The 26149-nt window shown below is 64.4% G+C and carries 29 protein-coding genes; 9 read left to right on the top strand and 20 right to left on the bottom strand.

All coding sequences use genetic code 11. The features are described 5' to 3' along the window. Positions 1 to 90 precede the first annotated feature (90 nt). The 7 genes from AC07Y0_RS03825 to AC07Y0_RS03795 form a co-directional block, all read right to left on the bottom strand. The gene (locus tag AC07Y0_RS03825) at positions 91 to 627 is read right to left on the bottom strand and encodes a tetratricopeptide repeat protein (RefSeq protein ID WP_498674679.1); all 537 of its coding nucleotides are present in this window, start codon (positions 625 to 627) and stop codon (positions 91 to 93) included. Positions 628 to 715: 88 nt separating this feature from the next. Continuing rightward, the gene (locus AC07Y0_RS03820) at positions 716 to 1456 is read right to left on the bottom strand and encodes a metallophosphoesterase family protein (RefSeq protein ID WP_498674678.1); all 741 of its coding nucleotides are present in this window, start codon (positions 1454 to 1456) and stop codon (positions 716 to 718) included. Next, positions 1456 to 1812, bottom strand: a complete 357-nt coding sequence (uraH, locus tag AC07Y0_RS03815) for a hydroxyisourate hydrolase (protein ID WP_498674677.1) — start codon at positions 1810 to 1812, stop codon at positions 1456 to 1458. The genes AC07Y0_RS03820 and uraH overlap by 1 nt, the downstream gene beginning before the upstream one ends. Then, complete coding sequence (locus tag AC07Y0_RS03810) at positions 1809 to 2309, bottom strand: ureidoglycolate lyase (RefSeq protein ID WP_498674675.1); 501 nt, start codon at positions 2307 to 2309, stop codon at positions 1809 to 1811. The genes uraH and AC07Y0_RS03810 overlap by 4 nt, the downstream gene beginning before the upstream one ends. 6 nt (positions 2310 to 2315) lie before the next feature. Continuing rightward, on the bottom strand, positions 2316 to 2681 hold the full coding sequence (locus tag AC07Y0_RS03805) for a HepT-like ribonuclease domain-containing protein (protein WP_498674674.1): 366 nt from the start codon (positions 2679 to 2681) through the stop codon (positions 2316 to 2318). Next, a complete protein-coding gene (locus tag AC07Y0_RS03800; protein ID WP_498674672.1) occupies positions 2678 to 2968 on the bottom strand; it encodes a nucleotidyltransferase family protein in 291 nt (96 codons plus the stop codon). Before AC07Y0_RS03800 ends, AC07Y0_RS03805 begins: the two co-directional genes overlap by 4 nt. Before the next feature lie 139 nt (positions 2969 to 3107). After that, entirely contained in the window at positions 3108 to 4148 is a 1041-nt protein-coding gene (locus AC07Y0_RS03795) for a glutamine synthetase beta-grasp domain-containing protein (RefSeq protein WP_498674670.1), read from the bottom strand. A 399-nt stretch (positions 4149 to 4547) separates the two neighbouring features. Between AC07Y0_RS03795 and AC07Y0_RS03790 the strand changes: the two genes are divergently transcribed. Further along, the gene (locus tag AC07Y0_RS03790; RefSeq protein ID WP_498674669.1) at positions 4548 to 4724 is read left to right on the top strand and encodes a DUF2735 domain-containing protein; all 177 of its coding nucleotides are present in this window, start codon (positions 4548 to 4550) and stop codon (positions 4722 to 4724) included. A 21-nt stretch (positions 4725 to 4745) separates the two neighbouring features. Here the strand turns inward: AC07Y0_RS03790 and alc are convergent, their stop codons facing one another. The 7 genes from alc to AC07Y0_RS03755 all read right to left on the bottom strand — a co-directional run bounded on the left by alc (position 4746) and on the right by AC07Y0_RS03755 (position 10079). Beyond that, complete coding sequence (gene alc, locus AC07Y0_RS03785) at positions 4746 to 5768, bottom strand: allantoicase (protein WP_498674666.1); 1023 nt, start codon at positions 5766 to 5768, stop codon at positions 4746 to 4748. A 1-nt stretch (position 5769) separates the two neighbouring features. Next, on the bottom strand, positions 5770 to 6267 hold the full coding sequence (gene uraD, locus AC07Y0_RS03780) for a 2-oxo-4-hydroxy-4-carboxy-5-ureidoimidazoline decarboxylase (RefSeq protein WP_498674665.1): 498 nt from the start codon (positions 6265 to 6267) through the stop codon (positions 5770 to 5772). A gap of 135 nt (positions 6268 to 6402) precedes the next feature. Beyond that, positions 6403 to 6681 (bottom strand): helix-turn-helix domain-containing protein, encoded by a 279-nt coding sequence (locus tag AC07Y0_RS03775; RefSeq protein ID WP_498674663.1) that lies wholly within the window; start codon positions 6679 to 6681, stop codon positions 6403 to 6405. Beyond that, positions 6678 to 6989: a type II toxin-antitoxin system RelE/ParE family toxin gene (locus AC07Y0_RS03770; protein WP_498674662.1), complete on the bottom strand. Its 312-nt coding sequence runs from the start codon at positions 6987 to 6989 to the stop codon at positions 6678 to 6680. Before AC07Y0_RS03770 ends, AC07Y0_RS03775 begins: the two co-directional genes overlap by 4 nt. 70 nt (positions 6990 to 7059) lie before the next feature. Then, a complete protein-coding gene (puuE, locus tag AC07Y0_RS03765; RefSeq protein WP_498674661.1) occupies positions 7060 to 7977 on the bottom strand; it encodes an allantoinase PuuE in 918 nt (305 codons plus the stop codon). 111 nt (positions 7978 to 8088) lie between these two features. Continuing rightward, on the bottom strand, positions 8089 to 8796 hold the full coding sequence (locus tag AC07Y0_RS03760) for a DUF1045 domain-containing protein (RefSeq protein WP_498674658.1): 708 nt from the start codon (positions 8794 to 8796) through the stop codon (positions 8089 to 8091). A 104-nt stretch (positions 8797 to 8900) separates the two neighbouring features. Next, positions 8901 to 10079, bottom strand: a complete 1179-nt coding sequence (locus AC07Y0_RS03755) for an NAD(P)/FAD-dependent oxidoreductase (RefSeq protein ID WP_498674655.1) — start codon at positions 10077 to 10079, stop codon at positions 8901 to 8903. Here AC07Y0_RS03755 and mnmC2 point away from each other — a divergent pair. Beyond that, positions 10078 to 10824 (top strand): tRNA (5-methylaminomethyl-2-thiouridine)(34)-methyltransferase MnmC2, encoded by a 747-nt coding sequence (mnmC2, locus tag AC07Y0_RS03750; RefSeq protein WP_498674653.1) that lies wholly within the window; start codon positions 10078 to 10080, stop codon positions 10822 to 10824. The two genes, AC07Y0_RS03755 and mnmC2, sit on opposite strands and share 2 nt — an antisense overlap. Here the strand turns inward: mnmC2 and AC07Y0_RS03745 are convergent. From AC07Y0_RS03745 to AC07Y0_RS03735, 3 genes are all read right to left on the bottom strand, one after another. Continuing rightward, positions 10798 to 14877: a PAS domain-containing protein gene (locus AC07Y0_RS03745; RefSeq protein ID WP_498674652.1), complete on the bottom strand. Its 4080-nt coding sequence runs from the start codon at positions 14875 to 14877 to the stop codon at positions 10798 to 10800. The two genes, mnmC2 and AC07Y0_RS03745, sit on opposite strands and share 27 nt — an antisense overlap. A gap of 259 nt (positions 14878 to 15136) precedes the next feature. Then, the gene (locus tag AC07Y0_RS03740; protein WP_498674650.1) at positions 15137 to 15709 is read right to left on the bottom strand and encodes a cytochrome b/b6 domain-containing protein; all 573 of its coding nucleotides are present in this window, start codon (positions 15707 to 15709) and stop codon (positions 15137 to 15139) included. Continuing rightward, positions 15709 to 15975, bottom strand: a complete 267-nt coding sequence (locus AC07Y0_RS03735; RefSeq protein ID WP_498674648.1) for a PepSY domain-containing protein — start codon at positions 15973 to 15975, stop codon at positions 15709 to 15711. Before AC07Y0_RS03735 ends, AC07Y0_RS03740 begins: the two co-directional genes overlap by 1 nt. A gap of 171 nt (positions 15976 to 16146) precedes the next feature. Between AC07Y0_RS03735 and AC07Y0_RS03730 the strand changes: the two genes are divergently transcribed. The 4 genes from AC07Y0_RS03730 (at position 16147) to AC07Y0_RS03715 (ending at position 19454) form a co-directional block, all read left to right on the top strand. Beyond that, a complete protein-coding gene (locus AC07Y0_RS03730) occupies positions 16147 to 16446 on the top strand; it encodes a PepSY domain-containing protein (protein WP_498674646.1) in 300 nt (99 codons plus the stop codon). Beyond that, positions 16446 to 17111, top strand: a complete 666-nt coding sequence (locus AC07Y0_RS03725) for a response regulator transcription factor (RefSeq protein ID WP_498674644.1) — start codon at positions 16446 to 16448, stop codon at positions 17109 to 17111. Before AC07Y0_RS03730 ends, AC07Y0_RS03725 begins: the two co-directional genes overlap by 1 nt. Then, entirely contained in the window at positions 17111 to 18454 is a 1344-nt protein-coding gene (locus tag AC07Y0_RS03720; RefSeq protein WP_498674642.1) for a sensor histidine kinase, read from the top strand. The genes AC07Y0_RS03725 and AC07Y0_RS03720 overlap by 1 nt, the downstream gene beginning before the upstream one ends. A 91-nt stretch (positions 18455 to 18545) precedes the next feature. After that, positions 18546 to 19454 carry a purple acid phosphatase family protein gene (locus AC07Y0_RS03715; protein WP_498674641.1) on the top strand — a complete coding sequence of 303 codons (909 nt, stop codon included), beginning with the start codon at positions 18546 to 18548 and terminating at the stop codon, positions 19452 to 19454. Positions 19455 to 19475: 21 nt separating this feature from the next. On the opposite strand, the gene AC07Y0_RS03710 is transcribed toward AC07Y0_RS03715, so the two are convergent. Then, positions 19476 to 20597, bottom strand: a complete 1122-nt coding sequence (locus tag AC07Y0_RS03710; protein ID WP_498674639.1) for a DNA alkylation repair protein — start codon at positions 20595 to 20597, stop codon at positions 19476 to 19478. A 6-nt stretch (positions 20598 to 20603) separates the two neighbouring features. Beyond that, complete coding sequence (locus AC07Y0_RS03705; protein WP_498674638.1) at positions 20604 to 20903, bottom strand: hypothetical protein; 300 nt, start codon at positions 20901 to 20903, stop codon at positions 20604 to 20606. A gap of 86 nt (positions 20904 to 20989) precedes the next feature. Between AC07Y0_RS03705 and AC07Y0_RS03700 the strand changes: the two genes are divergently transcribed. Then, positions 20990 to 21673 (top strand): helix-turn-helix transcriptional regulator, encoded by a 684-nt coding sequence (locus tag AC07Y0_RS03700; protein WP_498674637.1) that lies wholly within the window; start codon positions 20990 to 20992, stop codon positions 21671 to 21673. Positions 21674 to 21995: 322 nt separating this feature from the next. Then, complete coding sequence (locus AC07Y0_RS03695; protein ID WP_498674635.1) at positions 21996 to 23378, top strand: DEAD/DEAH box helicase; 1383 nt, start codon at positions 21996 to 21998, stop codon at positions 23376 to 23378. Positions 23379 to 23455: 77 nt separating this feature from the next. Here the strand turns inward: AC07Y0_RS03695 and AC07Y0_RS03690 are convergent, their stop codons facing one another. Beyond that, positions 23456 to 24340, bottom strand: a complete 885-nt coding sequence (locus AC07Y0_RS03690) for a DMT family transporter (RefSeq protein WP_498674633.1) — start codon at positions 24338 to 24340, stop codon at positions 23456 to 23458. Positions 24341 to 24732: 392 nt separating this feature from the next. On the opposite strand from AC07Y0_RS03690, the gene AC07Y0_RS03685 reads away from it, so the two are divergent. Next, complete coding sequence (locus AC07Y0_RS03685; RefSeq protein ID WP_498674631.1) at positions 24733 to 26142, top strand: circularly permuted type 2 ATP-grasp protein; 1410 nt, start codon at positions 24733 to 24735, stop codon at positions 26140 to 26142. Positions 26143 to 26149: the final 7 nt, after the last annotated feature.

Here is a 26149-nt window from a genome sequence, read left to right as displayed (position 1 = left end):
GAGCAGCGACGGCTGGCTGACGCGGACGGCCTGCGATGCCCGAAAGCATGGCCGCGGACCGTCCCGTTCCATTCAACCGGGCGGCGGCGATCAGATCTTCTTCGCGCCGCTGATGACGGCGTTCAGATCCTGGTATTCCTCGCAGGTCGTGCCGCAGATCGCGTCGATGGCCTGCAGCTGCTCCTCGGCGAGATCGACCTTGCCCTTGATGACATAGGCCTCGCCCAGATATTCGCGGACCTTGGCATACTGCGGATCGACCGCCACGGCCTTCAGATAATAGCCGATGCCCTCGTCGGTGCGGCCGAGCTTGCGGGTCGCATAACCGCGATAGTTCAGCACCTCGGCGCCGGACTGGTCCTTGACCGTGTCGAGCACGGCCAGCGCCTCCTCGTAACGCTCGGCCTTGGCCAGCGAATAGGCATAATCGGCAAGGTTCTCGTCGCTCAGGTTGGCGCCGGACTGCTTCACGCATTTCTGGCTGGTCTTGTCATAGACCTCGCCCTTCTTGCAGACAGGCGTGGTGTCGCTGTCGCTGCCCTCGGCGAAGGCCGGAGCACAGAAAAGCGTGGCGGACAGCGCGCCGACGGCGGCGAGCGATGCGATGCGAAGGGGAGCGAAGATCATCGGGGTTTCCTCTGCGTTTGGGGTTGCAGGAGGTGAACACCTCGGCCCGCCGCATTATTCGGCGCCATCGCGAACTTTTTTTGCTGCCTCAGGCGATCCAGCCGGTCGACAGCGCACTCACCCAATCGGCCATGCCGTGCACCCTGGCCAGCTCCGCGGCAGCCGCGTTGTCGTAGCGTACCTGCCGGAAGGTCGGCTGCCAGCCGCGGCTGGTCTTTTCCAGCACCGCATAGGCGGCAAAAGGCGCGCCGGCCTGGGCCTTGTGGTAGAAGGGCCTGTCATAGTCGAAGCCCGGGCAGCCGACGCTGCCGGGATTGACGATCAGCCGCCCGTCGGAAAGCTGGGCGGAGCGGGCGATATGGCTGTGGCCGCACAGGATCAGCGGCTGTTCGATGCCCTTGGCTATGGCTTCGATCTCACCGATCGGCCTCAGGTGAAAGATGCCGGCCTCGTGCAGTGTCTCCATCCAGTAGGTATTGTCGTCCTGGGGCGTCGCGTGACAGAGATAGACCTCGTCGCGATAGACGGCACTGAAGGGCAGCGCGCGGATCCAGTCGAGCTGGGCTTGCGAAAGCTGCGCATGGGACGGCCGCTCCCAGTCGCCCATCGCCTCGAACGGCCGGTCGATCAGCGCCCGGTCGTGATTGCCGCGCACCGTCACGGCATCGAGCGGGATCAACAGATCGGCGGTCAGCCCCGCTTCGAGCGGGCCGGAAAAGCAGTCGCCGAGATTGACGATCTCGCTGATCCCCTGCCGGCGGATGTCTTCAAGCACCGCCTCCAGCGCCAGGTGGTTGCCGTGCACGTCGGCAATGGCGGCAAAGATCATCAGCTGCCCCGGTAGGTCGAATAGCCGTAGGGCGAAAGCAGGAGCGGCACATGATGGTGCGCGCTCGGATCGGATATGCCGAAGCGGATCGGGATGACGTCGAGGAAGGGCGGCTCGGTCAACGAAACGCCGCTCGCCTTCAGATAGTCGCCGGCATGGAACAGCATCTCGTACTGCCCGGCCTGGAAATCCGCGCCCTGGAGCAGCGGCCCGCCGTCGATCCGTCCGTCGGCATTGGTGAAGACCGTGGTGATCAGCTCGGCCTCCTCCCCGTTCATCCGCATCAGCTGGATCTTCAGCCCTTCGGCGGGTCTGCCGAGGGCGGTATCGAGGACGTGGGTGGTGAGGCCGGTCATAGATGGGGCTCCAGAATGCGGTATGGCGTTGCGAAGAAATGCTCTTCGAGATTGTTGCCCGGACCGTCGCGATCGACAACCAGAAAATCGGAGACGGCGCCGATTGCCATCAGCGGATGGTGCCAGACATTGCGGCGATAGTTCACCCCCTGGTCGGGACGCGCCAGGAAGACCTCAGGCCGGCCGGGCCGACCGCCCTCGTCCGGCGACACGGCCACCAGGAAGGACCGCCCCGACAGCGGCGAAAAGCTCTGGCTGCCGAGCGGGTGGCGCTCCATCATGCCGATCTCGTAGGGAAAGCTGCGCGGCTGGCCGCGGAAGACGTTGACGATCACACGCGCCCCCTCGCCGGAAACCTCGGGCGAAAACAGCGCATGGAATCGCTCGGTCGTGCCGCCGTTGATCAGGCGCATGGTGGAAGGATCGGCCTCGATCACCTCGCCGAACGGCGAGAAGGCGGCGGCGGTGAGCGGCTGGATGGAAAGGAGATCGGTCAAGCGGGGTCATTCTCCCTGGATATGCGGATGGCGCAGCTGATCGAGCTGGGCGATGAGTGCCGGCAGGTCCTTTTGGACGGTGTCCCAGACCAGCGGCCAATCGGGATCTCCGTATTGGCGGAGGACCACGTTGCGCAACTCCTCGATCTTCGACCAGGCGATGTCCGGGTGCTCGGACGCCACATCCGGAAAACGGCTGAGTATCCTGGATGCAGCGGCGGCGATCAGCACGAACGTCATCGCGACCGCGCGCTGGGTCAGGATTTCCCGCTCGAATGTCTCCAGTGTCGATCCGCTGACGAAGCCGATCGCCTCGGAGGCTGCCTGCTGCATGTCGAGTAGATTGTCGAGCAGTCGTTGCTCCGGGGTCATATGGCCGCCGCCTCGGCCAGGATCCGCTCGCGCATCCGGGGCTTCAGGCCGCCCGAGGTCACCACATCCACCTTGCATGGCAGCAGCTTCTCCACCTCGGACTGCAAACCGCCCAAGTCGAACAATGTCATTCCCGGCAACGCGTCGACCAGGATGTCCAGATCGCTGTCGATACGGTCCTCGCCGCGGACCACCGAGCCGAAGACGCGCGGGTTGGCCGCGTTGAAGCGATTCGTCGCCTCGCGGATCACCTGACGGTTTTGTTCCAGCACTTCGGACGGCTTCATCGGACATCTCCTTGGCGGCCAATATAGGCGAGCCGGCCCGTCGAGGGAAGCGCTGCACAGCGCAAGGGGCTGATCCTCAAACGCAAACGACGCCGGCTTTCGCCGGCGTCGTCGTCATCGTCTTGGGAAAGAGACCCGATCAGGCGGCGCTGCGGCCGTAGTCGGCGGTGGCCACTTCCGAGATCGTCTTCAGCACCTGCGAAGCGATCTGGTAGGGGCAGCCCTGGGAGTTCGGACGACGGTCTTCAAGATAGCCCTTGTAGCCGTTGTTGACGAAGGAATGCGGAACGCGGATCGAGGCGCCGCGGTCGGCCACGCCGTAGGAGAACTTGTCCCACGGAGCGGTCTCGTGCTTGCCGGTCAGGCGCATGTGGTTGTCCGGACCGTAGACGTCGATATGCTCTTTCCAGTTCTTGGCGAAAGCAGCCATCAGGGCCTCGAAATATTCCTTGCCGCCGACTTCGCGCATGTACTTGGTCGAGAAGTTGCAGTGCATGCCCGAGCCGTTCCAGTCGGTGTCGCCGAGCGGCTTGCAATGGAACTCGATGTCGATGCCGTAACCTTCGCACAGACGCAGCAGCAGGTAGCGGGCGATCCAGATCTGGTCGGCGGCCTTCTTGGAGCCCTTGCCGAACACCTGGAATTCCCACTGGCCCTTGGCCACTTCGGCATTGATGCCTTCGTGGTTGATGCCGGCTTCGAGGCAGAGGTCGAGATGTTCCTCGACGATCTGGCGGGCGACGTCACCGACGTTCTTGTAGCCGACGCCGGTGTAGTACGGGCCCTGCGGTGCGGGGAAACCATGTTCCGGGAAGCCGAGCGGGCGGCCGTCCTTGTAGAAGAAATATTCCTGCTCGAAGCCGAACCAGGCGTCCTCGTCGTCGAGGATGGTGGCGCGGGCGTTCGACGGATGCGGGGTGACGCCGTCCGGCATCATGACTTCGCACATGACCAGCGCGCCGTTGGTACGGGCCGGATCGGGATAGATGGCGACGGGCTTCAACACGCAGTCGGAGCTCCGGCCTTCGGCCTGCATCGTCGACGAGCCGTCGAAACCCCAGAGCGGAAGCTGCTCCAGCGTCGGGAAGCTGTCGAATTCCTTGATCTGCGTCTTGCCGCGAAGGTTCGGAACCGGCGTGTAGCCGTCCAGCCAGATATACTCGAGCTTAAACTTGGTCATTCTTCGTCTCTCTTCAGTCAAGCGCTCGCCCAAGAGCGCAACAGAGGGCTGATTCTCCGGGTTCCCGGCGAGTCCCGATTAAGAAAGCATGAAGCGTGCCAGTTTCGCCGAAACGCGCGCCAATGGACCTATTTTTTAGCGCCCCCGCCAGAATTGGCGGCCTCGCACCGCTGCCATCCACGGTCCTTTTGCCTATTTTGTGGGAACTTCCGCAGCCATGGCGTGTTTCCCTGCACGACGGATCGCGCGAGGCGAAATGATGAAATCACGATCATCGGCAGCGCGCCGCAAATTATGCCTACATATTAGGCATAATGCACTTTCCGTGTGCATCAGCCTGAAAACTCTGGTAGGCTCAGCCATCGAGCATCGTTCTCGATGAACAACGAGGGCAGTAGCATGACGACGAACATGGTTCGGGAATCGGCGAAGATCTTAGAGTTCCCGGTTCGAAACATTCAGAAGCTGATGGAAATGCGGGAGCGCGAGGGCCGCGCACGCCCGGTCATCGTCGAATGCGGCAACTGGTATCACCAGGAAGCGATCCGGGAGATGGAAGAGGCACCCAAGCAGTAGGCGCCCCACCAGGTTCCGGCCTCAGGCCTTGGTGCCGAAGAGGCGCAGGCGCATGACGCCGCCATCCGGATGCATGGCGAAGCGCACATGGGTCACCGGCCCGATATCGGCGACGAGCGACCCGGAAAATTCGTGTTCGCGGTCCATCTCCAGCTTCTGCCGGGTGAGGATCGGCTTCCAGCCTTCCGAGCGGGTAATATCCTCCGGGCTGAACGTGTCGCCGGCCTCCGGCAGATAGGCGCCGAGCAGTTCGCAGGTGTCCGGATAATTTCCCTTGAAGAAATGCGTATCGACGACGATGCGCTTGATCAGGCCGGCGTGGCCGAGGCGGATGATCGCCCAGTCATGGCCCGGTCCGCGCCGACGCTTGGTCTCCCAGCCGTCGCCCATGTTGAGGCCGCGTCCCGGCCCGAGCATCTTGTCGGGATGGCCATAATGGGCATCCGACCAGGCGAGCGCCTTGGCGCCGTGGAAGACATAGGCGAGATCGAGTTCCTGATCCGCAGCAACCTTCGACCAGTCGAAATGGGCCGCCCCGTAAACGCGTAGCCGCGCCACGCCGCCATCCGGATAGATGTGCAGCCGCAGATGCGTCCACACCCTGTCGCGGTCGGCATTCTCGAAGAAATGCTGGGCGCCCGGACCGAGCGGCGCCTTGGCCAGAAGCTCGGTCCACACCGTCGCCTCGGTCGGATCGCCCTCGGCGACATGGGCCGCCTCGATCGAGCAATGCGGCGGGTAGTTGCCGGTGAAGAAGCGGGTGTCGACGTCGAAGCCGAAGATGCGGCCGGGCATGGCCAGCCGGATCACCGCCCAGTCGTGGCCGGGAACACGCTTGCGCCGGCTTTCCCAGCCGTCCATGTACTTGCCGTTGTCGTCGTAGAGATCCGGATCGAATTCGGCCGGCGCGTCGTTCAGCATGCGCGACAGCGGCGCGAAGAACTCGTCGGTCGAGAAGATGCCCTGGGCGCCGAGGCGGGCCGAGGCGAGATTGACGGCGCCTGCGGCAAAGTCGGGCAGGACCACGGTAGAGATTTCGGGCATGTCAGTCGTTCTCCGGAATGAGGCTTTCGAGGCGAAGCCGGGCAATCTTCTCGACCTGCGCGCAGGCCGTGTCGAATTCCGTCTCGCGGCTGTTGTCGATCCGCGTCTCGAAGGCGGCAAGAATGTCGTCCTTCGTCAGCCCCTTCACGGCGATGATGAAGGGGAAGCCGAATTTGCTCGTATAGGCGGTGTTGAGCGCGGTGAAGCGGGCATGTTCCTCGGGCGAAAGCCGGTCGAGCCCCGCCCCCGCCTGCTCCTTACGGCTGTCCTCGGTCAATCCGCCGGCGATCGCCAGCTTACCGGCCAGATCCGGATGGGCGCGCAGCACGCCGAGCCGTTCGTCAGGTGAGGCGCTCCGGAATTTATCGGTGAGCACCACATGCACGCCGGACGCCGAAAGCGGCTGGGCGACCAGACCGGCATCGAAGGCCCGCTCGGCGATGAAAGGCGAGTGTTCGAACACGCCGCCGAAGCGGGAAATGAAGTCCGCCTTTTCCATGAAGTCTCCCGGCACGCGAAGCAGTTGATTGGATCAGAGGCCAAGGAGTAGCGAAGCCCGGAAGGCTTGTCGAGGCGCCGCCCCGGTCCGATGAGGCAAGGCAAGGACGGCCTCCGGCGCTATGCCACGAAGGGATCAGGTCTCGACCAGATTGATTTCCAACCTTGCGCCGGTCGCCTCGGCATAGCGCCTCAGCGTCGAGAGCGACGGCGAGACGCCGCCGCCTTCCAGCCGGGCGATCGCCGATTGCGTCGTCCCGATCCGGCGTGCCAGTTCCGCCTGCGACAGCTTGGCCCGGGTGCGGGCAAGCACCAGTGCCTCGATCAACCGGAACTCCTCGTCCGCCTTCTGATATTCGGCCCGGAACTCCGGGTTCTCCATCAGCTTCTTCTTGAGATCGGCGATCCTGGTCATGCTTTCACCTCTTTCAGGCGCGCCCGCGCCAATTCCAGCGCCCCCTTCGGGGTCTTCTGCGATTTCTTGACGAAGACATGCAGCACGACAACGCGCCGCCCCGTCACCGTGACATAGATCCCCCGCGCGATACCCTCCGATGCTTTGGCGCGCAGTTCCCAGAGCTTGCCGTCGAGATGCTTGACATGCGGCTCGTGCAACTGCTCGAGCCCGACAGCCTCTATCGTTTCGAGGAGGCGGATCAGACGCGCCTGCAATCCCGGCGGCAGCGCCAGGATCTCGGCATCAACGGCATCGTGGGTTTTCACAATCCATCGCATATACGCTATATAGCGCATCCGCTATGACGCTGCAAGATCGAAGCAGCAGTCCCGCGACTCAGACCGGCTTGTGATGCTTGTGCCAGTGTTCGGCGATCTCGATGCGTTTCGGGATCCACACCTTCTCGTGGCTCGTCACGTAGTCGATGAAACGGGCAAGGGCTGCGGCGCGGCCGGGGCGGCCAACGAGGCGGCAGTGGAGGCCGACCGACATCATCTTCGCGCTGCCCGCCTTGCCTTCCGCATAGAGCACGTCGAATGCGTCCTTCAGATAGGTGAAGAACTGGTCGCCGGAATTGAAACCCTGCGGCGTGGCGAAACGCATATCGTTGGTTTCGAGCGTATAGGGGATGATGAGGAAGGGTTTGCCGTCCACGCCTTTCACCCAATAGGGCAGGTCATCGGCGTAACTGTCGGAGGAATAGAGGAAACCGCCCTCCTCCATCACCAACTTCAGGGTGTTGTCCGAGGGTTTGCCCTGGTACATGCCGCGCGGATGGGAACCGGTCAGTTCCCTATGCAGGCGCACCGCTTCGAGAATGTGCTGGCGCTCGAGTGCTTCGGGAAAATCCTTGTATTCCAGCCAGCGATAGCCGTGGCTGGCGATCTCCCAGCCGGCCTCCTTCATCGCCGCGACCGCGTCCGGATTGCGCGCCATGGCGCGCGTTACGCCGTAGACGGTGACGGGCACCTGACGCTCCGTGAACATCCGCCACAGCCGCCAGAAGCCGGCGCGCGAGCCGTATTCGTAGATTGATTCCATGTTGAGATTGCGTTGGCCGGGCCAGGGCTGCGCCCCGACGATCTCGGACAGCAGGTTTTCGGAAGCCGGGTCACCGTCGAGAATCGAGCTTTCGCCGCCCTCCTCATAGTTGACGACGAACTGCACGGCGATGCGGGCATCGCCCGGCCAGCGCGGATCGGGAGTGTTGCGACCGTAACCTACGAGGTCGCGCGGGTAGCTGTCGTTGTGCATCAAATCACCCTGAAATCGGACACCAGACGGTAAGCAGGCCGGCGCCCGATGTCGAGATGCAAACGCAGGCGCAGGGCGCTGCCTTTTAGGCTCCGCTGCGTACGCCGGCGTTCAGGCGATCTTGCGGGCGGCGACGCGACCCATCGGATGCAGCGAATGCACGAGGAAGGGCGCGCCGGGTTCCTTCTCGACGAACAGCGCCAGGTTGGCGATCTCGACCGGTTCGCCGAGCACGGGGTCGAAATGGGCGCCGAGCGCCGCCTCGATCCGGCCGAAATCGCGCGACAGCAGCGGGCCGGTCAGCGTCATGTGGAAGCGGAACTCGTCCATCACGTAAGGATGGCCCCAGCGATGCAGGTTGGAGAACTGCGGCGCCGACAGGCCGTCGGGATTGCGCCGCTCGATCTCCGCTTCGCTGAGCGGCGCGCGGTAGCCGTCGAACTGCTGAACCACGGCGGCCGCCAGATAGTCGAGCGAAGCGCAGGGTTTCTCCGGCACGAGGCCGTAGAAATCGCCGAGACGGCCGACCACCAGCCGCGGAATCTCGAAGGGTTCGAGCGTGCCGGCAAAGCGCATGAGTTCGCGCAGCAGCGCCGCCTCGGTGCTGTCCAGATGCAGGTGGAACGGCGCCTTCAGCGTCGCGTGGAAGCCGTAGCGGCGCGGCAGCGCCGTGTGAAAGGCGATCTCATGGATACCCAGGCCGCGCACCGCCGGATGCTCGACCGGCTCGCCGGAATAGACGTTGCGCCCGAGCCAGCTTGCGGCCGCGAGCGTCAGCGGATCGCTGAAGGACGGGGTGAAATAGATGGCATACCGCATGCGACACCTCGCTTCCGGGGGACGTCCATTTTAGCAAGAGACGTTATACCAGAGCAGTTAGGTGATTTGCGTGACAGTATGACGAAGGGAAACGGGAAAGACGTTCACGCTTTGCGTGTGGCAACGGCGATGTGGCTCGCGAGATGGAAACCGTCCGGCATGGTCATCGGCCGGCCCTGGACCGCGCCGAGCGCTTCCTCGGCCAGACGATGCGCCATGCCGAAACTGACCTTGAAACCGCCGGTCAGCGCGATGACGCGGGCATTGCCCGGATGCGGTCCGACCATCGGGTCGCGATCGATCGCCTTGGGGCGAAGGCCCGCCCAGCGTTCGACCACGTCGGCCATCTTCAGCACCGGGGCGAGCAGACGCGCCCGTTCGATCAGGTCCTCGATCTGGCCATCGGTCGAAAAGGGGTTGTCGAAACGGTCCTCGCTGGTGCTGCCGATGGCGGCCAGTCCACCCTCGTGCGGCACAATGTAGAGCCCGTCGAGATAGAGCAGAGGCAGGTCGGGATCGATGTCGCCCTTCAGCAGGGCGGCCTGTCCCTTGACCGGCTGGCCGAGCGGCCGGGCGAGTGGCGGGCCGAGCGTTTCCAGGAGAGGGAAAGACCGGTGGCCCGCCGACACGATGCAATGGCCGAAGGCGACGCTTGTGCCGTCCGACAGCCGGGCCGTAGTCCCCTCGATACTCTCGACGCCGCAGCCTTCGATGATCCGCACATGCTGCGCCCTGCGCAGGCGCTCGACCAGCGTGCCCGTGAGGCCGCGCGGCGAGACCCGCGCCGCGAACGTGTCGTGGACCAGCCCGGCGCCTGCAACGTCCGGGGTCGGCCAATCCGGACCAAACGGCGAAACGTCGACCGCATTCCAGAGAAACGATCGGTCCCCTGCCCGCCAGTTGACCAGCGCCTCCCGCTCATGGCGTTCGGCGATCGTCCGCAAATGTGGCTTCGGCAGCGGGATCAGGCGGCCGGAACGGCGATAGCCGGCGGACCGGCCGGTCTCGGCCTCGAGGGCGCGCACCTCGTCTTCCAGCGACAACAGGGCATCGAACTGGTACTGCTTCTTGTCGTTCCACTTGTCCGGCATGTGCGGCATCAGCGCGCCGAGCAGGCCGCCGCTTGCACCCCACGCCAGCGGTCCGGCGTCGACCAGCAACGTGTCTATGCCGAGGCGATCCGCCTTCAGCGCCGCCCAGAGCCCCATCACGCCGCCGCCGGCGATCAGTAGTGCTGCGCGCGATTGACCGACAGGCCCGCTGGCATTATCCGCAATGGTCATGACCCATTCCACTTCGACATCACCGACCGCGCCGGCCGCCCAGGAACTCACCTGGCGCGACGGCGATATGCCCTATTCGACCGCCTTTGACGACCACTTTTATTGCCAGACCGACGGACGCCTCGAATGCGGCCATGTCTTTCTCGCCGGCAACGGCCTGCCGGAGCGCTGGGTCCGCCCCGGCACCTTCCGCGTCGGCGAACTGGGCTTCGGCACCGGTCTCAACGCCTGCGAGACCTGGCGGCAATGGAAGGCGACGCGGCTGAAGGACGGACGCCTGCACTTCGTCTCGTTCGAACTCTATCCGATGCGGGCGGAAGAGCTATCCCGGGCCCTGTCGCGCTGGCCTGAGATCGATGCCGAACGCCAGGCGCTCACCGCCCTCTGGCCGGAGAACCCGACCGGAACGGTCGAATTCGACCTCGACGAACAGACCCGGCTGACCGTGCTTTGCGGCGACGCGCTGCAAAGCCTCACATCGAGCCCGCTTGCCTTCGACGCCTGGTTTCTCGACGGCTTTGCGCCGGCGCGCAATGCCGCCATGTGGTCGCCGGAGCTGATGGCGGAGGTCCATGGCCACACCGTGCCGGGCGGCAGTTTCGCCACCTATGCCGCGGCCGGCTTCGTGCGCCGCAACCTGATCGCGGCGGGCTTCGCGGTCGAGCGGCGCAAGGGGTTTGCCGGAAAACGCGAAATGCTTTGCGGCGTGAAGCCCGGCTCAGTGGCCGGAATCGGCCAGGACTGAGCCGTCACGCAAAGAATGGCCGAGCCAGCGCTCGATCTTTGCCTCGAGCTGTTCCGGGCTGATCGGCTTCGACAGATAGTCGTCCATGCCGGCGGCGAGACAGGCCTCCCGGTCGCTGTCGAGCGCATGGGCGGTAACGCCGATGATTGGCACGTGCCGGCCCTCGCCCTCGGCCTTCTCGGCCTCGCGAACGGTGCGCGCCGCCTGATGGCCGTTGAGGACCGGCATCGAGACGTCCATGAGGATCAGCCGCGGATTGTCGGTCCGCCAGGCGGCGATCGCCTCGCGGCCGTTGCCGACGATACGGTGGGACAGATCGGTCGACTGTAGGATCTGCCGGAAGACGATCTGGTTGACCTCGTTGTCCTCGGCGACCAGCACGTCGCAACCGGCCCGCGCCGGCATGGCCGTATCGCGCCGCGCCAAAGCCGGAGACCTGGGCTGCGCCGGACCGCTGGCCGGGACCGCGAGGCTCCTGCGATCGGTTCCTGCCGGAGGCGCTAGCCGCGCGGCCGGCTCCACCATGCTCAGCGGCTTGCCGAGCCTTGCGGCCCGGACCACGTCGACGATGGCGCTGCGCAGGAGATTGGCGCGCGCCGGCTTCATCAGATGCGCCTGGACGTTCAACTGCTGGAAGATCCGCTCGTCGCCGACCATGTCCATCGAAGTCAGGAAGATCATCGCGATGCTCTCGAACCGCTTGTCGGCGCGGATCATCCGGGCGACGTCGAGCCCGTTCATCACCGGCATCTGGTAGTCGATGATCAGGGCATCGATCGACACGCCGATGCGATGGGCTTCCTCGAGCACCGCCATCGCCGCGTGACCGCTTTCCACGGCAACGCCGTCGAAGCCCCAGAGCTCGAGCTGCTCGGTGAGGATGCGCCGATTGATGTCGTTGTCGTCGATCACCAGGACGCGCGCGCCCTCGACATTGACCGGCAGCGGCTGCGGCCTGTGGCGCTCGTGGGCGACGGTGAACGGCACCTGGACGGTAAAGACGGAGCCCTCGCCGACGGCGCTTTCGACATCGATATGGCCGCCGAACAGATCGACGAGGCCGGCCGTGATTGCCAGGCCGAGCCCGGTCCCTTCATGGCGCCGCGTCGACGAGGTATCGACCTGGGAGAATTTGTCGAAGATCGACGCCCGCTTGTCTTCGGGGATGCCGATGCCGGTATCCTCGATTCGAATCGTCAGCATGACCTGCGAACCGTCCGAGGGAGTGCTCGACAGCTCGATCAGCACATGGCCCTTCTCGGTGAACTTGATCGCATTGCCGACCAGGTTGGTGACGATCTGGCGGAAACGGCCGGGGTCGCCCGACACCATGTGCCGCACGGTCACGTCGCCGCAGACGATCAGTTCAATGTCCTTTTCCGCCGCCGAGGCCGACAGCAGCGTCGCCACGTCCTCGATCGCCTCGACGGGATCGAACGAAACCTGGCGCAGCTTGAGCTGTCCGGCATCGATCTTGGAGAAGTCGAGAATATCGTTGATGATGGTGAGGAGTGCGTTGCCGGACTTCACGATAATATCGACGAACGTCTTCTGGCGAGTATCCAGCGCCGATTTCGCCAAGAGTTCCGCCATGCCGAGCACGCCATTCATTGGCGTGCGAATCTCGTGACTCATATTGGCGAGGAATTCTGACTTGGCCTTGTCGGCCGCCTCGCTGCGCGCCAGAAGCTCGGTCAGTTCCCCTTCGCGAGCCTTGATGTCGGTGATGTCCGAATAGAGCAGCATCCAGTGCCCGCGCCGGCTGACCGTCGCCTCCAGCTGCACCCAGGTCTTGCCATCGGCCAGGAACACCTCGGAGAAGGACTGATGGGAGAGGATCTTGTCCTGCCATTTCTGCAGCTCGGCCATCGGCTCGTCGCCGAAATCGCCCCGCTTGGCGCAATAGGCAAAGCAGGCATGCCAGCTCTGCCCCGGCTCGAGATACATCGACGGAACATTGAGGATGCGCGCCAGCGCCTCGTTCGACTGGAGGATGACGCCATCCTCGACGAAGACGAGGCCCTGCGCCATGACGCGCGTCGCATCCTGCATGAACTGGCCAAGGCGTTCGAGCTGCTCGCGCGCCTCGCTGATTTCGCGTTCCTTTTTCCGCATCTCGGTGAGATCGGCATAGGTCAGCAGAATACGGTCGCCAGTCAGGCGCGTGGCGGTGCTCAGCACGTGTTTTCCGTCGGCATACGCCATCTCGCGAGTCACCGACCCGCGAAGTTCCGCGAAGGCAGCGACGCGCTGCCGGTAACCCTCTTCGAAGTCGATCTCAGGCCAGCTCCACCCCTTCTTTTGATTGAGCTCGCAGTAATGGCGAAACGACATACCCTCGAGCGGCGTGCCTTCGGGCCAGGCCCAGATCGTCGCGCATTGCTCATTGGCGAATTCGACGTTATAGTCACGATCGAGGATTGCCACGCCGACCGGCATAATTCGGAAGACGCTGACGAGATCGTCGTAAAGCTTCTGCGCCCGCACCTGCGCCTCCACCAGCTCGCGCTCGCGCGCCTTGAGCAGCGAGACATCGGTGATCGACCCGACGATGTAGCGCCGTTCGTCCGGCGTGATGATCCGGCCGAGGGAGGTAATGACCGAGTGGATCCGGTCGCCGGCCATCGGCAGTTCCTGAGCTCGGTCCATCGCCTCGCCGGTTTCGAGCAGTTGAATATTGTCCTCGCGCAGCTGCTGCCCCGAACGCGGAAACATCTCCTCCTCGGTCAGACCGTAGAATTTCTCGCGTTCGCCACCCTGCAACGCGGCATAGGCGGAATTGGCGAAGATCAGCCGGCGTTCGCTGTCTCGAATGAAGACCGGAACCGGCAATTGCTCGATCGCCGTGCGGTAGAGGACACTCTCCTGCTCGCGCTTATGCAGAGCGGTGATATCGGAATAGGTGATCAGGATCTTGCCTGAGGCGAGCCTCTTGCTGCGGATCGCCAGGATCTGGCCGCTCATTGTCTCCGCCCGCGAAGTGGTGTCGTTCTCAGCATCGCTAAACTGCGAGACACGCTTGGCGAACAGGGCTTCGACGTCGGCCTCGACGCTCTGCGATCCGCCGCCACGGACGGTAAAGGCCAGGAAGTCGCGATAGTGCCAGCCGGTCATGTCGATCGGCGCATCGGCCTCGAGCATGTCGTAGAAGGCGTCGTTGGCGTATTCGATGGCGTAGTCCGCACCGAGGATCAGGATGCCGACCGGCATCGACTTCAGCAGGCTCTCGACATGCTGATGCAGGCCTTCGGCCTCGTTCTGGGCCTCGACCAGCTGGGCCTCGCGGTTCTTCAGCAGCGATATGTCTGTGATCGAGCCGACCATGTAGCGATCGCCGTTCGCCATTTCGATGCGGCTTGCCCGAGAGATCACCGGCACGACGACCCCGTCCTTGCGGCGGAAGACGTCCTCCTGCTCGCAGGTAATGCCCTCCTCAAGGACGTGGCGGTTGCCCTCGTAGTACTCGTCACCGCGATCGGGGAAGCACTCGTGCTCCGTCTTGCCGATCAGCGCTTCCTTGGGCGCGCCGACCATGTCGACGAAGGCGCGATTGACGAAGACCATGCGATGATCGGCGTCGCGCACATAGGTCGCGACCGGAAGGTCTTCGAGCGTGGCATGGAACAGATCGCCCGGGTTCTGCGCCGCAACAGCTTTCGGCGCGGCCTTGGCCGCCGGCCGCCGAGACCGCGTCGACCTGGACGGCGCCTCGTCGAACAGGCCGAAGACGTAGATCGCGTCGTCGTCGCCGAAGAATCGCTCGACCCTTAAGGGATAGCGTTCGTGACCATGAGGGTCAAAGACCAGTGTCGTCTGTTCGTCACCGAACACCACGACCTGACGCTCGCGGTCGTCGCGCACGCCATCCTCGAGCCGGCCGAATAGTTCGCGGTCGGTCTTGCCGACAAAGGCCTCCGCCCGCTCGCGGAAGAAGGCGGCATAGGCGCCGTTGACCGCAACATAGCGCAGCTCGCTGTCCTTGATGAAGGCGGGCACCTCCAGTTCGGCGATCTTTTCGCAGGCCAAGTTGAGCAAGTCGCCACCCGTATTCAAGAACTGTAATCCTTCCCAGAAAATGCTCTCGAATGGTAAATGCGAGGTAACCATGGAACATGGTTCGGCAGCTGCGCCGGCAAAGCCGGAGCCCGAACGGGACCATATTGTACGGTTTGCCTTGTCCGAGCCTGTCAGCCCCGGAAGAACCATGCGTCGGCAGGGCTGCTGACGCGAAAAGTCCCGGACAGAGGGGTGCGCCGTCCGGGGCTTTCTTCTCGGCCGTATTCACGCGGAGACCAATCTCCCGGCCTTGAACTCAGCGGCTGCGCTTCCAGCCGTTCAGCATGGCACGCACGAGATTCTCGCGGTGCTCGAAGCTGGCAAAGGCGACGCCGGCGAGATGCAGGGCGACGAGACCGAGCGTGCCGTAGACGAGCGCCTCATGCGTCTCCTCGACCCATTCGATCCCCCAGAAGGCATCCGTGGTCATCATGTAGCCGGTGGCGGCAATGCCCGAGATCGCCGCAAGCAGCGCGATCACCATCGCACCGCCGGCCGGGTTGTGCCCGAGGTAACGCTTGGCCCGCATACGCGCCGTATCGGCGAGGAAGGCGAGCACCGTGGTCGGCCGATAGATGAAGTTCGCGAACCGCGCATGTTCGGTGCCGACCAGCCCCCAGACGACGCGAAGCGCCACGAGGCCGGCGATCAGATAGCCGGAAAGGATATGGGCCGACTTCCATTCGTCTCCGGTCAGGAAGGAAAAGGCGAAAAGCCCGACCAGCGACCAATGGAAGATCCGTACGAACGGATCCCACACCTTGATCCATTCCGTCCGCTTCAAGCGGACGGAATCGGCGCCATGCAAATCCTGCGTGGCGCCAGTCATCAGTCCGCTCCAACCTGTTCGCCGGTTTCCGGATTGAAGAGGTCTTCGACCTTCTTGCCGTCCTTGATGCCGTACACTTCGTAGCAGGTGCCTTCGACCTTGACCTGGCGGACTTCATAACCCATCGCCACGGCCTTGGCCTTCATCGCATCTTCGGTCATCCACTTGTCCTTCGGCACGTTGCCACAGGCATTTTCGCTCTCGGCGTAGGCAGCCGAGGCGAATGCAGCGGTGGAGATGAGGGAGGCGAGAATGATTTTCTTCATGGATTTCGTCCTTCGTCGTTAGGCCGTGGCGCCATTGCCATCGACCGTTGACGCAGACCCTAAAACGCGTCCGCTGAGCGATAACTGACGGCAATTGTCAGCGAAAAATCAGTTTCGCCGTGTTATTGAGATGCGATGGGCGGTCATGCGAGACATATCTATCGGCAGTTGATGACAACGGGATGCTCGGCCGTCCTGTTGCTCGCCCTCTCTTGTCCGGCGATGGCCGATGGCACGAGCGACGACCACGACACGGTGCTCAAGGCCGTCGACAGCGGCGAGGCCCGATCGCTGGCCGAACTCAAGCGCATCGTCATGGAGCGGGTGCCCGGCGAAATCGTCTCCGTCAAGCTCGACCACGAGCGTTCCGTCCTTGTCTACGAATTCCGCATCCTGACCGCCGTCGGCCGCCTCGTCGAAGTCGAGGTCGATGCAGCCGACGGCACGATCCTCGAAATCGAGAACGAATAATGCGCCTGCTTTTGATCGAGGATGATCCGCTGATCGCGCGCGACGTCACGCTTCACCTGGAGCGGGCGGGCTATGTCGTGGTGCATGAACGCGATGGCGAATCCGGCTGGTATACCGGCGATTCGGAGGAGTTCGCCGCCGTGGTGCTCGATCTCGGCCTGCCGGCCATGGACGGCCTGGCGGTGCTGAAACGCTGGCGCGCCGCCGGGCGGCGGATGCCGGTGCTGGTCCTCACCGCCCGCGGCAACTGGCAGGAACGGGTCGAGGGCATAGACGCCGGCGCCGACGACTACCTGACCAAGCCGTTCCAGATGGCCGAGCTTCTGGCCCGTCTGCGGGCGCTCATCCGGCGCAGTGCCGGCGAGGCCAATCCCGTGCTGCAGATCGGCGACATATCGATCGACACGCGTACCAGCACCGTGAGCCGCGCCGGCCTGCCCGTCGACCTCACCCCGCTCGAATATCGCTGCCTCGCCCACCTCGCCCACAATCGCAGCCGCAACGTCTCGCAACTCGAACTCACCGAACAGCTCTATGCGCAGGATTTCGAGCGCGACAGCAATTCCGTCGAGGTGCTGATCGGCCGGCTGCGCAAGAAGCTCGGCAAGGACACGATTTCGACCCGGCGCGGCTACGGCTATCGCTTCGGCGGGGACGAAGGCTGATGCGGTCGATCCGCCGCCGTTTTCTGATCGTATCCGCCGCCAGCGTGCTTCTCGCCATGGTGCTGGCCGCCATGGTCTTCGTTTCGCTGTTCAGCCGAAACCTGGAGCGCCGCATCGACGAGGAGCTGACCGGGCATATCAACCTGTTTGCCGGCACGCTGCGCTTTGCCGCGGACGGCACCCTCGATCTGCCCGACCGGCCCGTCGACCGTCGCTTCACCGAGCCCTATGGCGGGCTCTACTGGCAGGTGGAGGACGATCGGAACAAGCGCCAGCTGCGCTCGCCGTCACTGTGGGACTATGCCCTGCCGCTGCCCGCCGACACGCATGAGCCGAGCGCAGTGCATCGCTACACCTTGCCGGGACCGGACGGCGCCGACCTCATCGTGCAGGAACGCCAGATCATCGTCGCGGCACCCGAAGGCCCGCGGCCCGTGCGGGTTGCGCTGGCCATCGACGCACGCACGCTGACGGAAGCGCGACGCGCCTTCGTGCTCGACATCATTCCCTTCATGGTCGCGCTGGCCGCCTTCCTGATTGCCGCTTCGCTCGCGCAGCTGACCTTCGGCCTGCGTCCCATTTCCTCGGTCAGCGAGGGGCTGAACCGCATCCACGAGCGCAAGGCCGAACGACTGGACGGCCGCTACCCGAAGGAATTGCAGGGGGTGGTCGATGCGGTGAACCGCCTGCTCGACGCTCAATCCGACATCATCGAGAAGGCGCGGACCCGCTCGGCCGACCTCGCCCACGGCCTCAAGACGCCGCTGACCGTCGTGGCGAACGACGCAGCGACGCTGAAAGAGCGGGGGCAGACGGATATCGGCGAAGAGCTTGCCCATCTGGCCTCCGTCATGCAGGCGCATGTGGACCGCGAGCTGGCGCGCAGCCGCATCGCCGCCACCGCCGAGCTGCGCGCCTCGGATGCCGACGTCGCCACCGCCGTCGACCGCATCGTGCGCACCCTCAAGCGCACGCCAAAGGGCGGCGACCTTGCCTGGCGGGTCGACGTGGCGCCGGGCGTCACGGTCGAGGTCGATCCCCACGATCTTGAGGAACTGCTCGGCAATATCCTCGACAACGCCGTCAAATGGAGCCGCTCGATGATCGGCGTCACCCTCGACCGTGTGGGGACGAGACCCCGCCTGGTGATCGAGGACGACGGCCCCGGCGCCGATCCGGCCGGCATGAAGCGGATGACGGAGCGTGGCATCCGTCTCGACAGCCAGACGCCGGGCACCGGCATCGGCCTTTCCATCGTCAAGGACATCGCTTCGGTCTACGATCTCGGCGTCGAGATTACGAATCGCGAAGCGGGCGGACTGAGGGTGTCCATTTCATTCTGACTCGCGACTGTCGGGCGACGTGCGGACGGCCGCCGCAGTGCGTACCGAGACCACGCAGGCCAGACCCACGCAGACCGAGAAGGGCTTTTTCATGTTGCACACCCGCCGCAGCCTCATCCAGGGCGCGCTCGCCTCGCTGGCCTTCGGTGGCATCGGCCATGCGGTAGGCACGGGCGCGAAGGAGCTCTCCTTCCTGGTGGTCGGCGACTGGGGAGACGGCCAGTCGCGCACCACGGCAGACGCGGTTGCCAAGGCCATGGGCGCGATCGGCCGGCAAAACGCCATATCCTTCGTCATCTCGACCGGCGACAACTTCTATGAGAGCGGCGTCGAAAGCACCTCCGACAGGAAGTGGCAGACCAATTTCGAAGACGTCTACGATGCACCGTCGCTGCAGGTTCCCTGGTATGCGGTGCTCGGCAATCACGACTACGGCGGCAGCACCTCGGCCCAGATCGACTATTCGAAGAAAAGCCGGCGCTGGACCATGCCCGACCGCTATTTCGCCGTCAGCAAGGACTTTGGCGGCGCAAGCGCGGGCTTCTTCTTTCTCGACACACAGAGAATGAAGGGGGACACCCTGCTCGAGATCGTGTCCCACCTGGATGCGGAAGTGCAGCTTCGGTGGCTCGACCGGTCGCTTGGAGAAAGCCGGGCGCCGTGGAAGATCGTCGTCGGTCATCATCCGGTCTTTTCCGGCGGCCGCCATGGCGACAGCGAGTTCCTGGGCGAACGCCTGAAACCCATCCTCGAGCGCCATGGCGTCGCCATGTATCTGTGCGGCCACGATCATCACCTCGAAGCGCTGCGCTCGGAACAGGTGGCCTATTTCGTCTCGGGCAGCGGCAGCCGGAGCCGTCCACCGCATCCCCATGCGAAAAGCCTGTTCGCCTCGGCCATGCCGGGCTTCCTGCTGGTCAAGTTGACGCCGAACGGAGGCACCGCCTCTTTCTTCAGCAAGGATGCGGCCCTGCTCTACAGCCAGCCGCTGAAGATCTGACGCACGGAGGCGGCCGCGCCTTCACCGGTCGTCCTGGGTGGAGGCCGGCGCAGCCAGCGTGAAGGTCGCGTAAGCAAGGCTTGCGCCATTCACCAGGATCTCCAGCCCGTGTTCGCCCGGATAGTAGACCCGGGTGGTGATCGGCCGGAAGGCATGACGCCGGTCGACCGTCACGCCCTCACTTGGCGCAAGCGTCAGGCTCCTGCCCTTGAACACCTTGGGCCGCAGGCTGCCGTCCTTCATGCGATGGTGGATGGCATAGTCGAGCATGACCTGTTGCGGCTCGGGCGTCGCGTTGCTCAAGCCGATGCGGAACGCAAGCTGGCCCGGAAAGGCGACCTCGGCACTCTCCAGCGAGAGGTTAGCCGCCACGCCGTCGAGCGGCCGGAAGCCGAAATTCGCCAGGGCCGCTGCATGGCCCTTCTTGAGCAGCGTCCGGGAGGCATGTTTCAACAGCCACAGCCGTTCCGGCGAGGCGCCCGGGCGATGCGACGCGACGAAGCCGGCGACGAGATCGGGATGGTCCTTGGCGATGTCGTTGAGGCTGTTGGCCACCGAGCGGCGCACATAATCTTCGCGGTCGTCGATCAGAGCCGTCAGGATCGGCAGGATCGGTGCTGGATCGCGCACCAAGGCCGGCAGGCGCATGGCCCAGGGCAGACGCGGCCGCGTGCCTTCGCTCGCCAGCCGCCGGACGTGGTGGTTCGGATCGCCGGTCCAGCCGGAGATGATGGAAAGCGACACCGACTGCTCGCGGTGGATGTAGGGGCGAATGCCGAATTCCGCGGTGAAGTGCGGCGTCAGCGCCTTCAGGAGATCAAGGGCGATCTCCACATGGTCGAGACCATGGGCGGCGATATACTGGTTGAACGACAGAAGCGCCCAGCCCGTCAACCCGCCCCGGCCGTCCTGTGGCAGGCAGGCCCGAAGGATCGGCGCGGCCCTTTCGAAATCCTGCGGCAGGCTGTTGCGCAGGGCATCGGCGATCAATTGCCCGCGCTGCATCAACTCGAGCGACTCGAGGTTCGGCATCACGGCGGCGAGAAAGTCCCGCTCGGCAAAATCCGGCCAGGCCCGCGACAGGGCGCTTGCCGTGTCGCGGGCTGTCTGCGCGCCGATCAGATGTTTCAGCGGCTCGGCCATGATGTCTCAGATCGCCTCTCGCGTTTCGAAATGCTGCATCAGCGATACCGCGCTGATCGCCGCCATGTAAGGGGCGAAGGCGGGATCGCGCCCGACCTTTTCCGCCGCCGCATCGGCCGCCGTCTTGTCCTGCCACTCGACGAGATCGGCGATCATGTCGCCCTGTCCCAGCGCCGTCAGCGCGCGCCAGCTGACGAAGCCCGGATAGTGACGGACCGCCTGCATGGCCGCGAGGCGGGCCGCCTCGGCCTGAGGCTTGTCGGCCACGGTGCAGACGGCGATTTCGAGCACGGTGTTCTTGGTCATGGAAGGCTCTCCTGGTTGTCGATGCGCTTGACCTAGCACAAGCCAACTGACAACCTTATGGCAATTCCTTTTATCGAAAGTCTTCGATGCGGCCCGCAGATCGCCTCTTCCGAATCATCCAATTGATGCGCGCCACCGGGCGGGCCATGACCGCCGCCGAGATCGCCGCCCGGATGGAGGTCGCGCCGCGCACCATCTACCGCGACATGGAGCACCTGATCGCCTCGGGCGCCCCGATCGAAGGCGAGCGCGGGGTCGGCTACCTCCTGCGCGAGGCCTTCGACGCGCCGCCGCTGACCTTCACCTTCGAGCAGCTGGAAGCGCTCGCCTTTGGCTTGAGGGCCGTGGAAATGCTGGGCGATCCGCGGCTCGGCCAGGCTGCCCGGGAAGCGAAGGACAAGATGCTGGCGCTCTTGCCGCCCGAACACGCCGCACGGCTGGTCGGTGCACCGATCCATGCCTTCCGGGCCGCAAGCCAGCCCGAGCCGCCGGATTGCCTGGGTGACGTGCGAGCCGCGCTCTCGGCCAGCCGAAAGGTCTGGATCGCCTACCATTCGCTTTCCGGCGAGCGGAGCAAGCGAACCGTCTGGCCGCTCGGCCTCAGCGCCTTCGGTGCCCTGTGGGTGGTCACCACCTGGTGCGAAAAGCGCAATGACTTCCGCGATTTCCGCCTCGACCGCGTCGAGGACTGGAAGGTGCTTGCCGAACGGTTCGAGCCGGACGAGAACCAGACCTATGCGGTCTACCTGGCAGGCCTGCAGGCGAGCTGATCGGACAGCGCCAGGTTCCGGCCACGACCCGTCTTTTGCCGCAACGCAAAAACATTTCCTTGACTTTCCGGGTCGAAAGGCCCATCTGCAGGTCAGCTTTCACCTTCCGGCCACCGCGTGAGCGGCCCGCGATCTCGTAAAGACGCGAAGAAGGATCCAAAGCGCACGACAAATGGTTGCTCGATGCAACCGAACGCGCTGGAAAGTTTTTTCCAACTTACAAGTTCCCAATTCACGCGGGGTTCTTGACGCTACGAGACAGGCAGGATCGCAAGCAGCGATTTCGCCCGATGTCGCGTGGCGCCCCGAAAAGGTATTAGAATTGACCAACTTTCTTGAGCTTGGCCTGTCGCAGAACATTGCCGCCACGGTTGCAGGCCTCGGCTACGACACCCCGACCCCGATCCAGCTGAAGGCGATCCCGATCGTGCTGGAAGGCCGCGACCTGATCGGTCTGGCCCAGACCGGCACCGGCAAGACGGCGGCCTTCGGCCTGCCGCTGATCGAAATGCTGCTCGCCAAGCCGACCCGTCCGGACAACCGGACGACCCGCACTCTCATTCTTGCGCCGACCCGCGAACTGGTGAACCAGATCGCCGACAGCCTGCGCTCCTTCATCAAGAAGACCCCGCTCAGGATCAACCAGGTCGTCGGCGGCGCCTCGATCGGCAAGCAGCAGCTGCAGCTGGAAAAGGGCACCGACATCCTCGTCGCCACCCCCGGCCGCCTGCTCGACCTGATCTCGCGTAACGCCATCTCGCTGCGCGCCGTCACCTATCTGGTGCTCGACGAAGCCGACCAGATGCTCGACCTGGGCTTCATCCACGACCTGCGCAAGATCTCCAAGATGGTTCCGGTCAAGCGCCAGACCCTGCTGTTCTCGGCCACCATGCCGAAGACGATTGCCGATCTCGCCGCGACCTTCCTCAACAACCCGGCCAAGGTCGAAGTCTCGCCTCCGGGCAAGGCCGCCGACAAGGTCGAGCAGCATGTACACTTCGTCGCCGGCCAGAACGCCAAGACCGAAATGCTGAAGAAGATCCTCACCGACAATCCGGACGGCCGCTCCATCGTCTTCCTGCGCACCAAGCATGGCGCGGAAAAGCTGATGAAGCACCTGGAGATCGTCGGCTTCTCGGTCGCCTCGATCCACGGCAACAAGAGCCAGGGCCAGCGCGAACGGGCCCTCAAGGGCTTCCGCGACGGCGAGATCCGCACGCTGATCGCCACCGACGTCGCCGCCCGCGGCATCGACATCCCGGCCGTCAGCCACGTCTTCAACTACGACCTGCCGGAAGTGCCGGACGCCTACATCCACCGCATCGGCCGTACCGCCCGTGCCGGCCGTGACGGCATCGCGATCGCTTTCTGCGGTCCGGACGAAGGCCGCCTGCTGCGCGATGTCGAGCGCCTGATGGGCATCGACATTCCGGTCGCCAGCGGCGAAGCACCGACCAACTTGAGCCGTCCGGCCCGCCCGCAGCGTCGTGGCGGCGGTGGCGGCGCTCCCGGCGGCAACAACCGCAATCACCAGGGCCAGGGTCGTCCGAAGCATGACGGCGAAGGCCGCCCGGCCGGCAAGCCCGGCCAACGCAAGGGTGGCAGCGGCGGCGCAGGCCGTCCGGCCGCAGCCCATGGCAAGCCGGCCTCCGGTCGCCCGAGCGGCCCCGGCGGCCAGCAGCGCACCCGCCGCCGCGAGGCGTGAGCCTTTCTGGCTGACGGAATGATAGACTGAAGATGGATATGGCGCGGCCCCGGCCGCGCCATTTTCGTTGCGGCCCGTCAGGCGGGCTGCTGAGCGGGCTTGCGGTTGGTGAGATAGACGCCGGCCACCACCACGCCCGTACCGATGATCATCGGCAGCGTCAGCTTTTCGCCGAAGACGATGGCCGCCTCGACCGCCGCCAGCGGCGGCACGAGATAGATCAGCGAGGCAGCCTTCGACACGTCGCCGCGCCGGATCAGATAGAGCAGCAGCGCGATCGCGCCCATCGAGATGCCGACCACCGACCAGGCCAGCGTGGCGAAGAGGCCGATCCCCCATTCGATATGCAGGTCCTCCAGCAAAAGGGCGGCCGGAATGGTGACGATCAGCGCGCCGACATATTGCAGCGTCGCCACCGCCCTCAGGTCTCCCTCGCGCAGATAGCGCTTCTGGTAGATCGTGCCGGCGGTCACGCAGGCCATGCCCAGCACGTTGACCGCGACCGCATAGGCCGGGATCACGTCGGCATCGATCGAGAACACTTTCGGCAGGACGGCGATGGCAATTCCGGCAAAACCGATGAACAGGCCGAGACGCTGGGCAAGCGACAATTTTTCGCCAATCAGGTAGGCGGCGGCAAGGCCGGTCATCAGCGGTTGCAGTCCGGCGATGATGCCCGAAAGCGCGGCCGGCACGCCCTGCCCGATCGCCCACCACAACATGCCGAGATAGAGCCCGTGCAGGAACATGCCGGAAACGATGGCGTGGGTGATCGCCATGCGGCTTTTCGGCCAGGTGACACCGGCGAACCGGCACACAAGATAGAAGAGGACGACGGCCACGCCGTAGCGCAGGGCGAGGAAGGTCAGCGGATCGGCGAACAGGTTCGCATACTTGGCCGCCACCCAGCCGGTCGACCACAGGAGAACGAAGAGCGCCGGCGCGAGGCGGCTGAGGGTCATGCGGTGCCTCCAAGAAGATCCAGGGCCGCCGGAATGCCTGGAGGTCTCCCGGTCGCCTGTCGTTAGCGGCGACATGGGCCTAGGTCAAAGGAGTTTTCCTGCGGCGCTGGATGAATTCCGCTGAACCATCTCCGGCCTGAAACTTTTTTTGCCGCGCGCCATGATGACATTTTAGGCAAAATGCGGAAAAGCGGACGGCCATCAACCGAAGATCGGCCTCGTCGGCCGCGCATTTCCCTGCCCTGCCGCGCTCCACGCATCCGCAAACTGCTGTAACTATAAGCTTTTGCCGCTTTTTCGCGCCGGCCAGATTATTCGTCTTCGACGCTGCACGCTTCTTGCATTGGCCAATGGGTTGTATTCAAATGGTAAAAAAGAAGGGGATGGCGCCATTGGCATTTGATGAAATGATTAATGCGGACAACAGTCCGCGACTGCCCTACCAGAACTACCACGACTGGTACTCCCATCAGGATCCGGCCCGACTGATTGCTAAGTCGCGAGACGCGGAGAACATCTTCCGAAAGACGGGCATCACCTTTGCCGTTTACGGCCACGCGGACTCCGCCGAAAAGCTCATTCCCTTCGACATCATCCCGCGCATCATCTCCGGCAGCGAATGGCGTCGTCTCGCCCAGGGCATCGAGCAGCGCGTGCTGGCGCTCAACGCCTTCCTCGACGACATCTACCACAAGCAGGAGATCATCAAGGCCGGGCGCATCCCGCGCCAGCTGATCGAGAAGAACGACGCCTTCCTGCCCGAGATGATCGGCTTCAGGCCGCCGGGCGGCGTCTACACCCACATCGTCGGCACCGACATCGTGCGCACCGGCGAGGACCAGTTCTACGTTCTCGAGGACAATGCGCGCACGCCCTCGGGTGTCAGTTACATGCTGGAAAACCGCGAAACCATGATGCAGATGTTCCCGGAGCTGTTCCAGGAGAACAAGGTGCAGCGGGTCGAGGACTATCCCTACCTGCTGCGCCAGTCGCTGGCATCCCTCGCCCCTCCGGGCTGCAAGGGCAAGCCGCGCGTCGCGGTGCTCACCCCCGGCATCTACAATTCGGCTTATTACGAGCATTCGTTCCTCGCCGACATGATGGGCGTCGAGCTCGTCGAAGGCTCGGACCTGCGCGTCATCGACGGCAAGGTGAAGATGCGCACGACACGGGGCTATGAGGCGATCGACGTGCTCTACCGCCGCGTCGACGACGAATACCTCGATCCGCTGACCTTCCGCCCCGACAGCTGCCTCGGCGTGCCCGGCATCATGGACGTCTATCGCGCCGGCAACATCACCATCGCCAATGCGCCCGGCACCGGCATTTCCGACGACAAGGCGATCTATTCCTACATGCCGGAGATCGTCGAGTTCTACACCGGCCGCAAGGCGCTGCTGGAGAACGTGCCGACCTGGCGCTGCTCGGAAGCCGACAGCCTGAAATACGTGCTGGAGCATCTTGAGGAACTGGTGGTCAAGGAAGTCCACGGCTCGGGCGGCTACGGCATGCTGGTCGGCCCGACGGCATCGAAGAAGGAACGCGCGACCTTCGCCGAGAAGCTGAAGGCGAGGCCCAACAACTACATCGCCCAGCCGACGCTGTCGCTGTCCACCGTGCCGGTGCTGGTCAACAAGGGGATCGCGCCCCGGCACGTGGACCTTCGCCCCTACGTGCTCGTTTCCGACAAGGTGCAGATCATCCCCGGCGGCCTCACCCGCGTGGCCCTGAAGCAGGGTTCGCTCGTGGTCAATTCCAGTCAGGGCGGCGGCACCAAGGATACCTGGGTACTGGAGGACTGACATGGTC

This window comes from Allorhizobium sp. GW101-3B10 (assembly GCF_059424725.1).
The sequence above is the reverse complement of the archived record's forward strand: the minus strand, read 5'-3'. Positions and strand labels throughout refer to the sequence as shown.

Coding starts and splice junctions, on each gene's coding strand:
- AC07Y0_RS03790 (WP_498674669.1), top strand. CDS start 4,548: ATGACGACGAACATGGTTCGGGAATCGGCGAAGATCTTAGAGTTCCCG.
- puuE (WP_498674661.1), bottom strand. CDS start 7,977: ATGCACAACGACAGCTACCCGCGCGACCTCGTAGGTTACGGTCGCAAC.
- AC07Y0_RS03800 (WP_498674672.1), bottom strand. CDS start 2,968: ATGAAGCCGTCCGAAGTGCTGGAACAAAACCGTCAGGTGATCCGCGAG.
- AC07Y0_RS03690 (WP_498674633.1), bottom strand. CDS start 24,340: ATGACCCTCAGCCGCCTCGCGCCGGCGCTCTTCGTTCTCCTGTGGTCG.
- AC07Y0_RS03805 (WP_498674674.1), bottom strand. CDS start 2,681: ATGACCCCGGAGCAACGACTGCTCGACAATCTACTCGACATGCAGCAG.
- uraD (WP_498674665.1), bottom strand. CDS start 6,267: ATGGAAAAGGCGGACTTCATTTCCCGCTTCGGCGGCGTGTTCGAACAC.
- AC07Y0_RS03720 (WP_498674642.1), top strand. CDS start 17,111: ATGCGGTCGATCCGCCGCCGTTTTCTGATCGTATCCGCCGCCAGCGTG.
- AC07Y0_RS03700 (WP_498674637.1), top strand. CDS start 20,990: ATGCGGCCCGCAGATCGCCTCTTCCGAATCATCCAATTGATGCGCGCC.
- AC07Y0_RS03760 (WP_498674658.1), bottom strand. CDS start 8,796: ATGCGGTATGCCATCTATTTCACCCCGTCCTTCAGCGATCCGCTGACG.
- AC07Y0_RS03795 (WP_498674670.1), bottom strand. CDS start 4,148: ATGACCAAGTTTAAGCTCGAGTATATCTGGCTGGACGGCTACACGCCG.
- AC07Y0_RS03730 (WP_498674646.1), top strand. CDS start 16,147: ATGACAACGGGATGCTCGGCCGTCCTGTTGCTCGCCCTCTCTTGTCCG.
- AC07Y0_RS03725 (WP_498674644.1), top strand. CDS start 16,446: ATGCGCCTGCTTTTGATCGAGGATGATCCGCTGATCGCGCGCGACGTC.
- AC07Y0_RS03775 (WP_498674663.1), bottom strand. CDS start 6,681: ATGACCAGGATCGCCGATCTCAAGAAGAAGCTGATGGAGAACCCGGAG.
- AC07Y0_RS03705 (WP_498674638.1), bottom strand. CDS start 20,903: ATGACCAAGAACACCGTGCTCGAAATCGCCGTCTGCACCGTGGCCGAC.
- AC07Y0_RS03710 (WP_498674639.1), bottom strand. CDS start 20,597: ATGGCCGAGCCGCTGAAACATCTGATCGGCGCGCAGACAGCCCGCGAC.
- uraH (WP_498674677.1), bottom strand. CDS start 1,812: ATGACCGGCCTCACCACCCACGTCCTCGATACCGCCCTCGGCAGACCC.
- AC07Y0_RS03740 (WP_498674650.1), bottom strand. CDS start 15,709: ATGACTGGCGCCACGCAGGATTTGCATGGCGCCGATTCCGTCCGCTTG.
- AC07Y0_RS03735 (WP_498674648.1), bottom strand. CDS start 15,975: ATGAAGAAAATCATTCTCGCCTCCCTCATCTCCACCGCTGCATTCGCC.
- AC07Y0_RS03820 (WP_498674678.1), bottom strand. CDS start 1,456: ATGATCTTTGCCGCCATTGCCGACGTGCACGGCAACCACCTGGCGCTG.
- AC07Y0_RS03825 (WP_498674679.1), bottom strand. CDS start 627: ATGATCTTCGCTCCCCTTCGCATCGCATCGCTCGCCGCCGTCGGCGCG.
- mnmC2 (WP_498674653.1), top strand. CDS start 10,078: ATGACCCATTCCACTTCGACATCACCGACCGCGCCGGCCGCCCAGGAA.
- AC07Y0_RS03755 (WP_498674655.1), bottom strand. CDS start 10,079: ATGACCATTGCGGATAATGCCAGCGGGCCTGTCGGTCAATCGCGCGCA.
- AC07Y0_RS03715 (WP_498674641.1), top strand. CDS start 18,546: ATGTTGCACACCCGCCGCAGCCTCATCCAGGGCGCGCTCGCCTCGCTG.
- alc (WP_498674666.1), bottom strand. CDS start 5,768: ATGCCCGAAATCTCTACCGTGGTCCTGCCCGACTTTGCCGCAGGCGCC.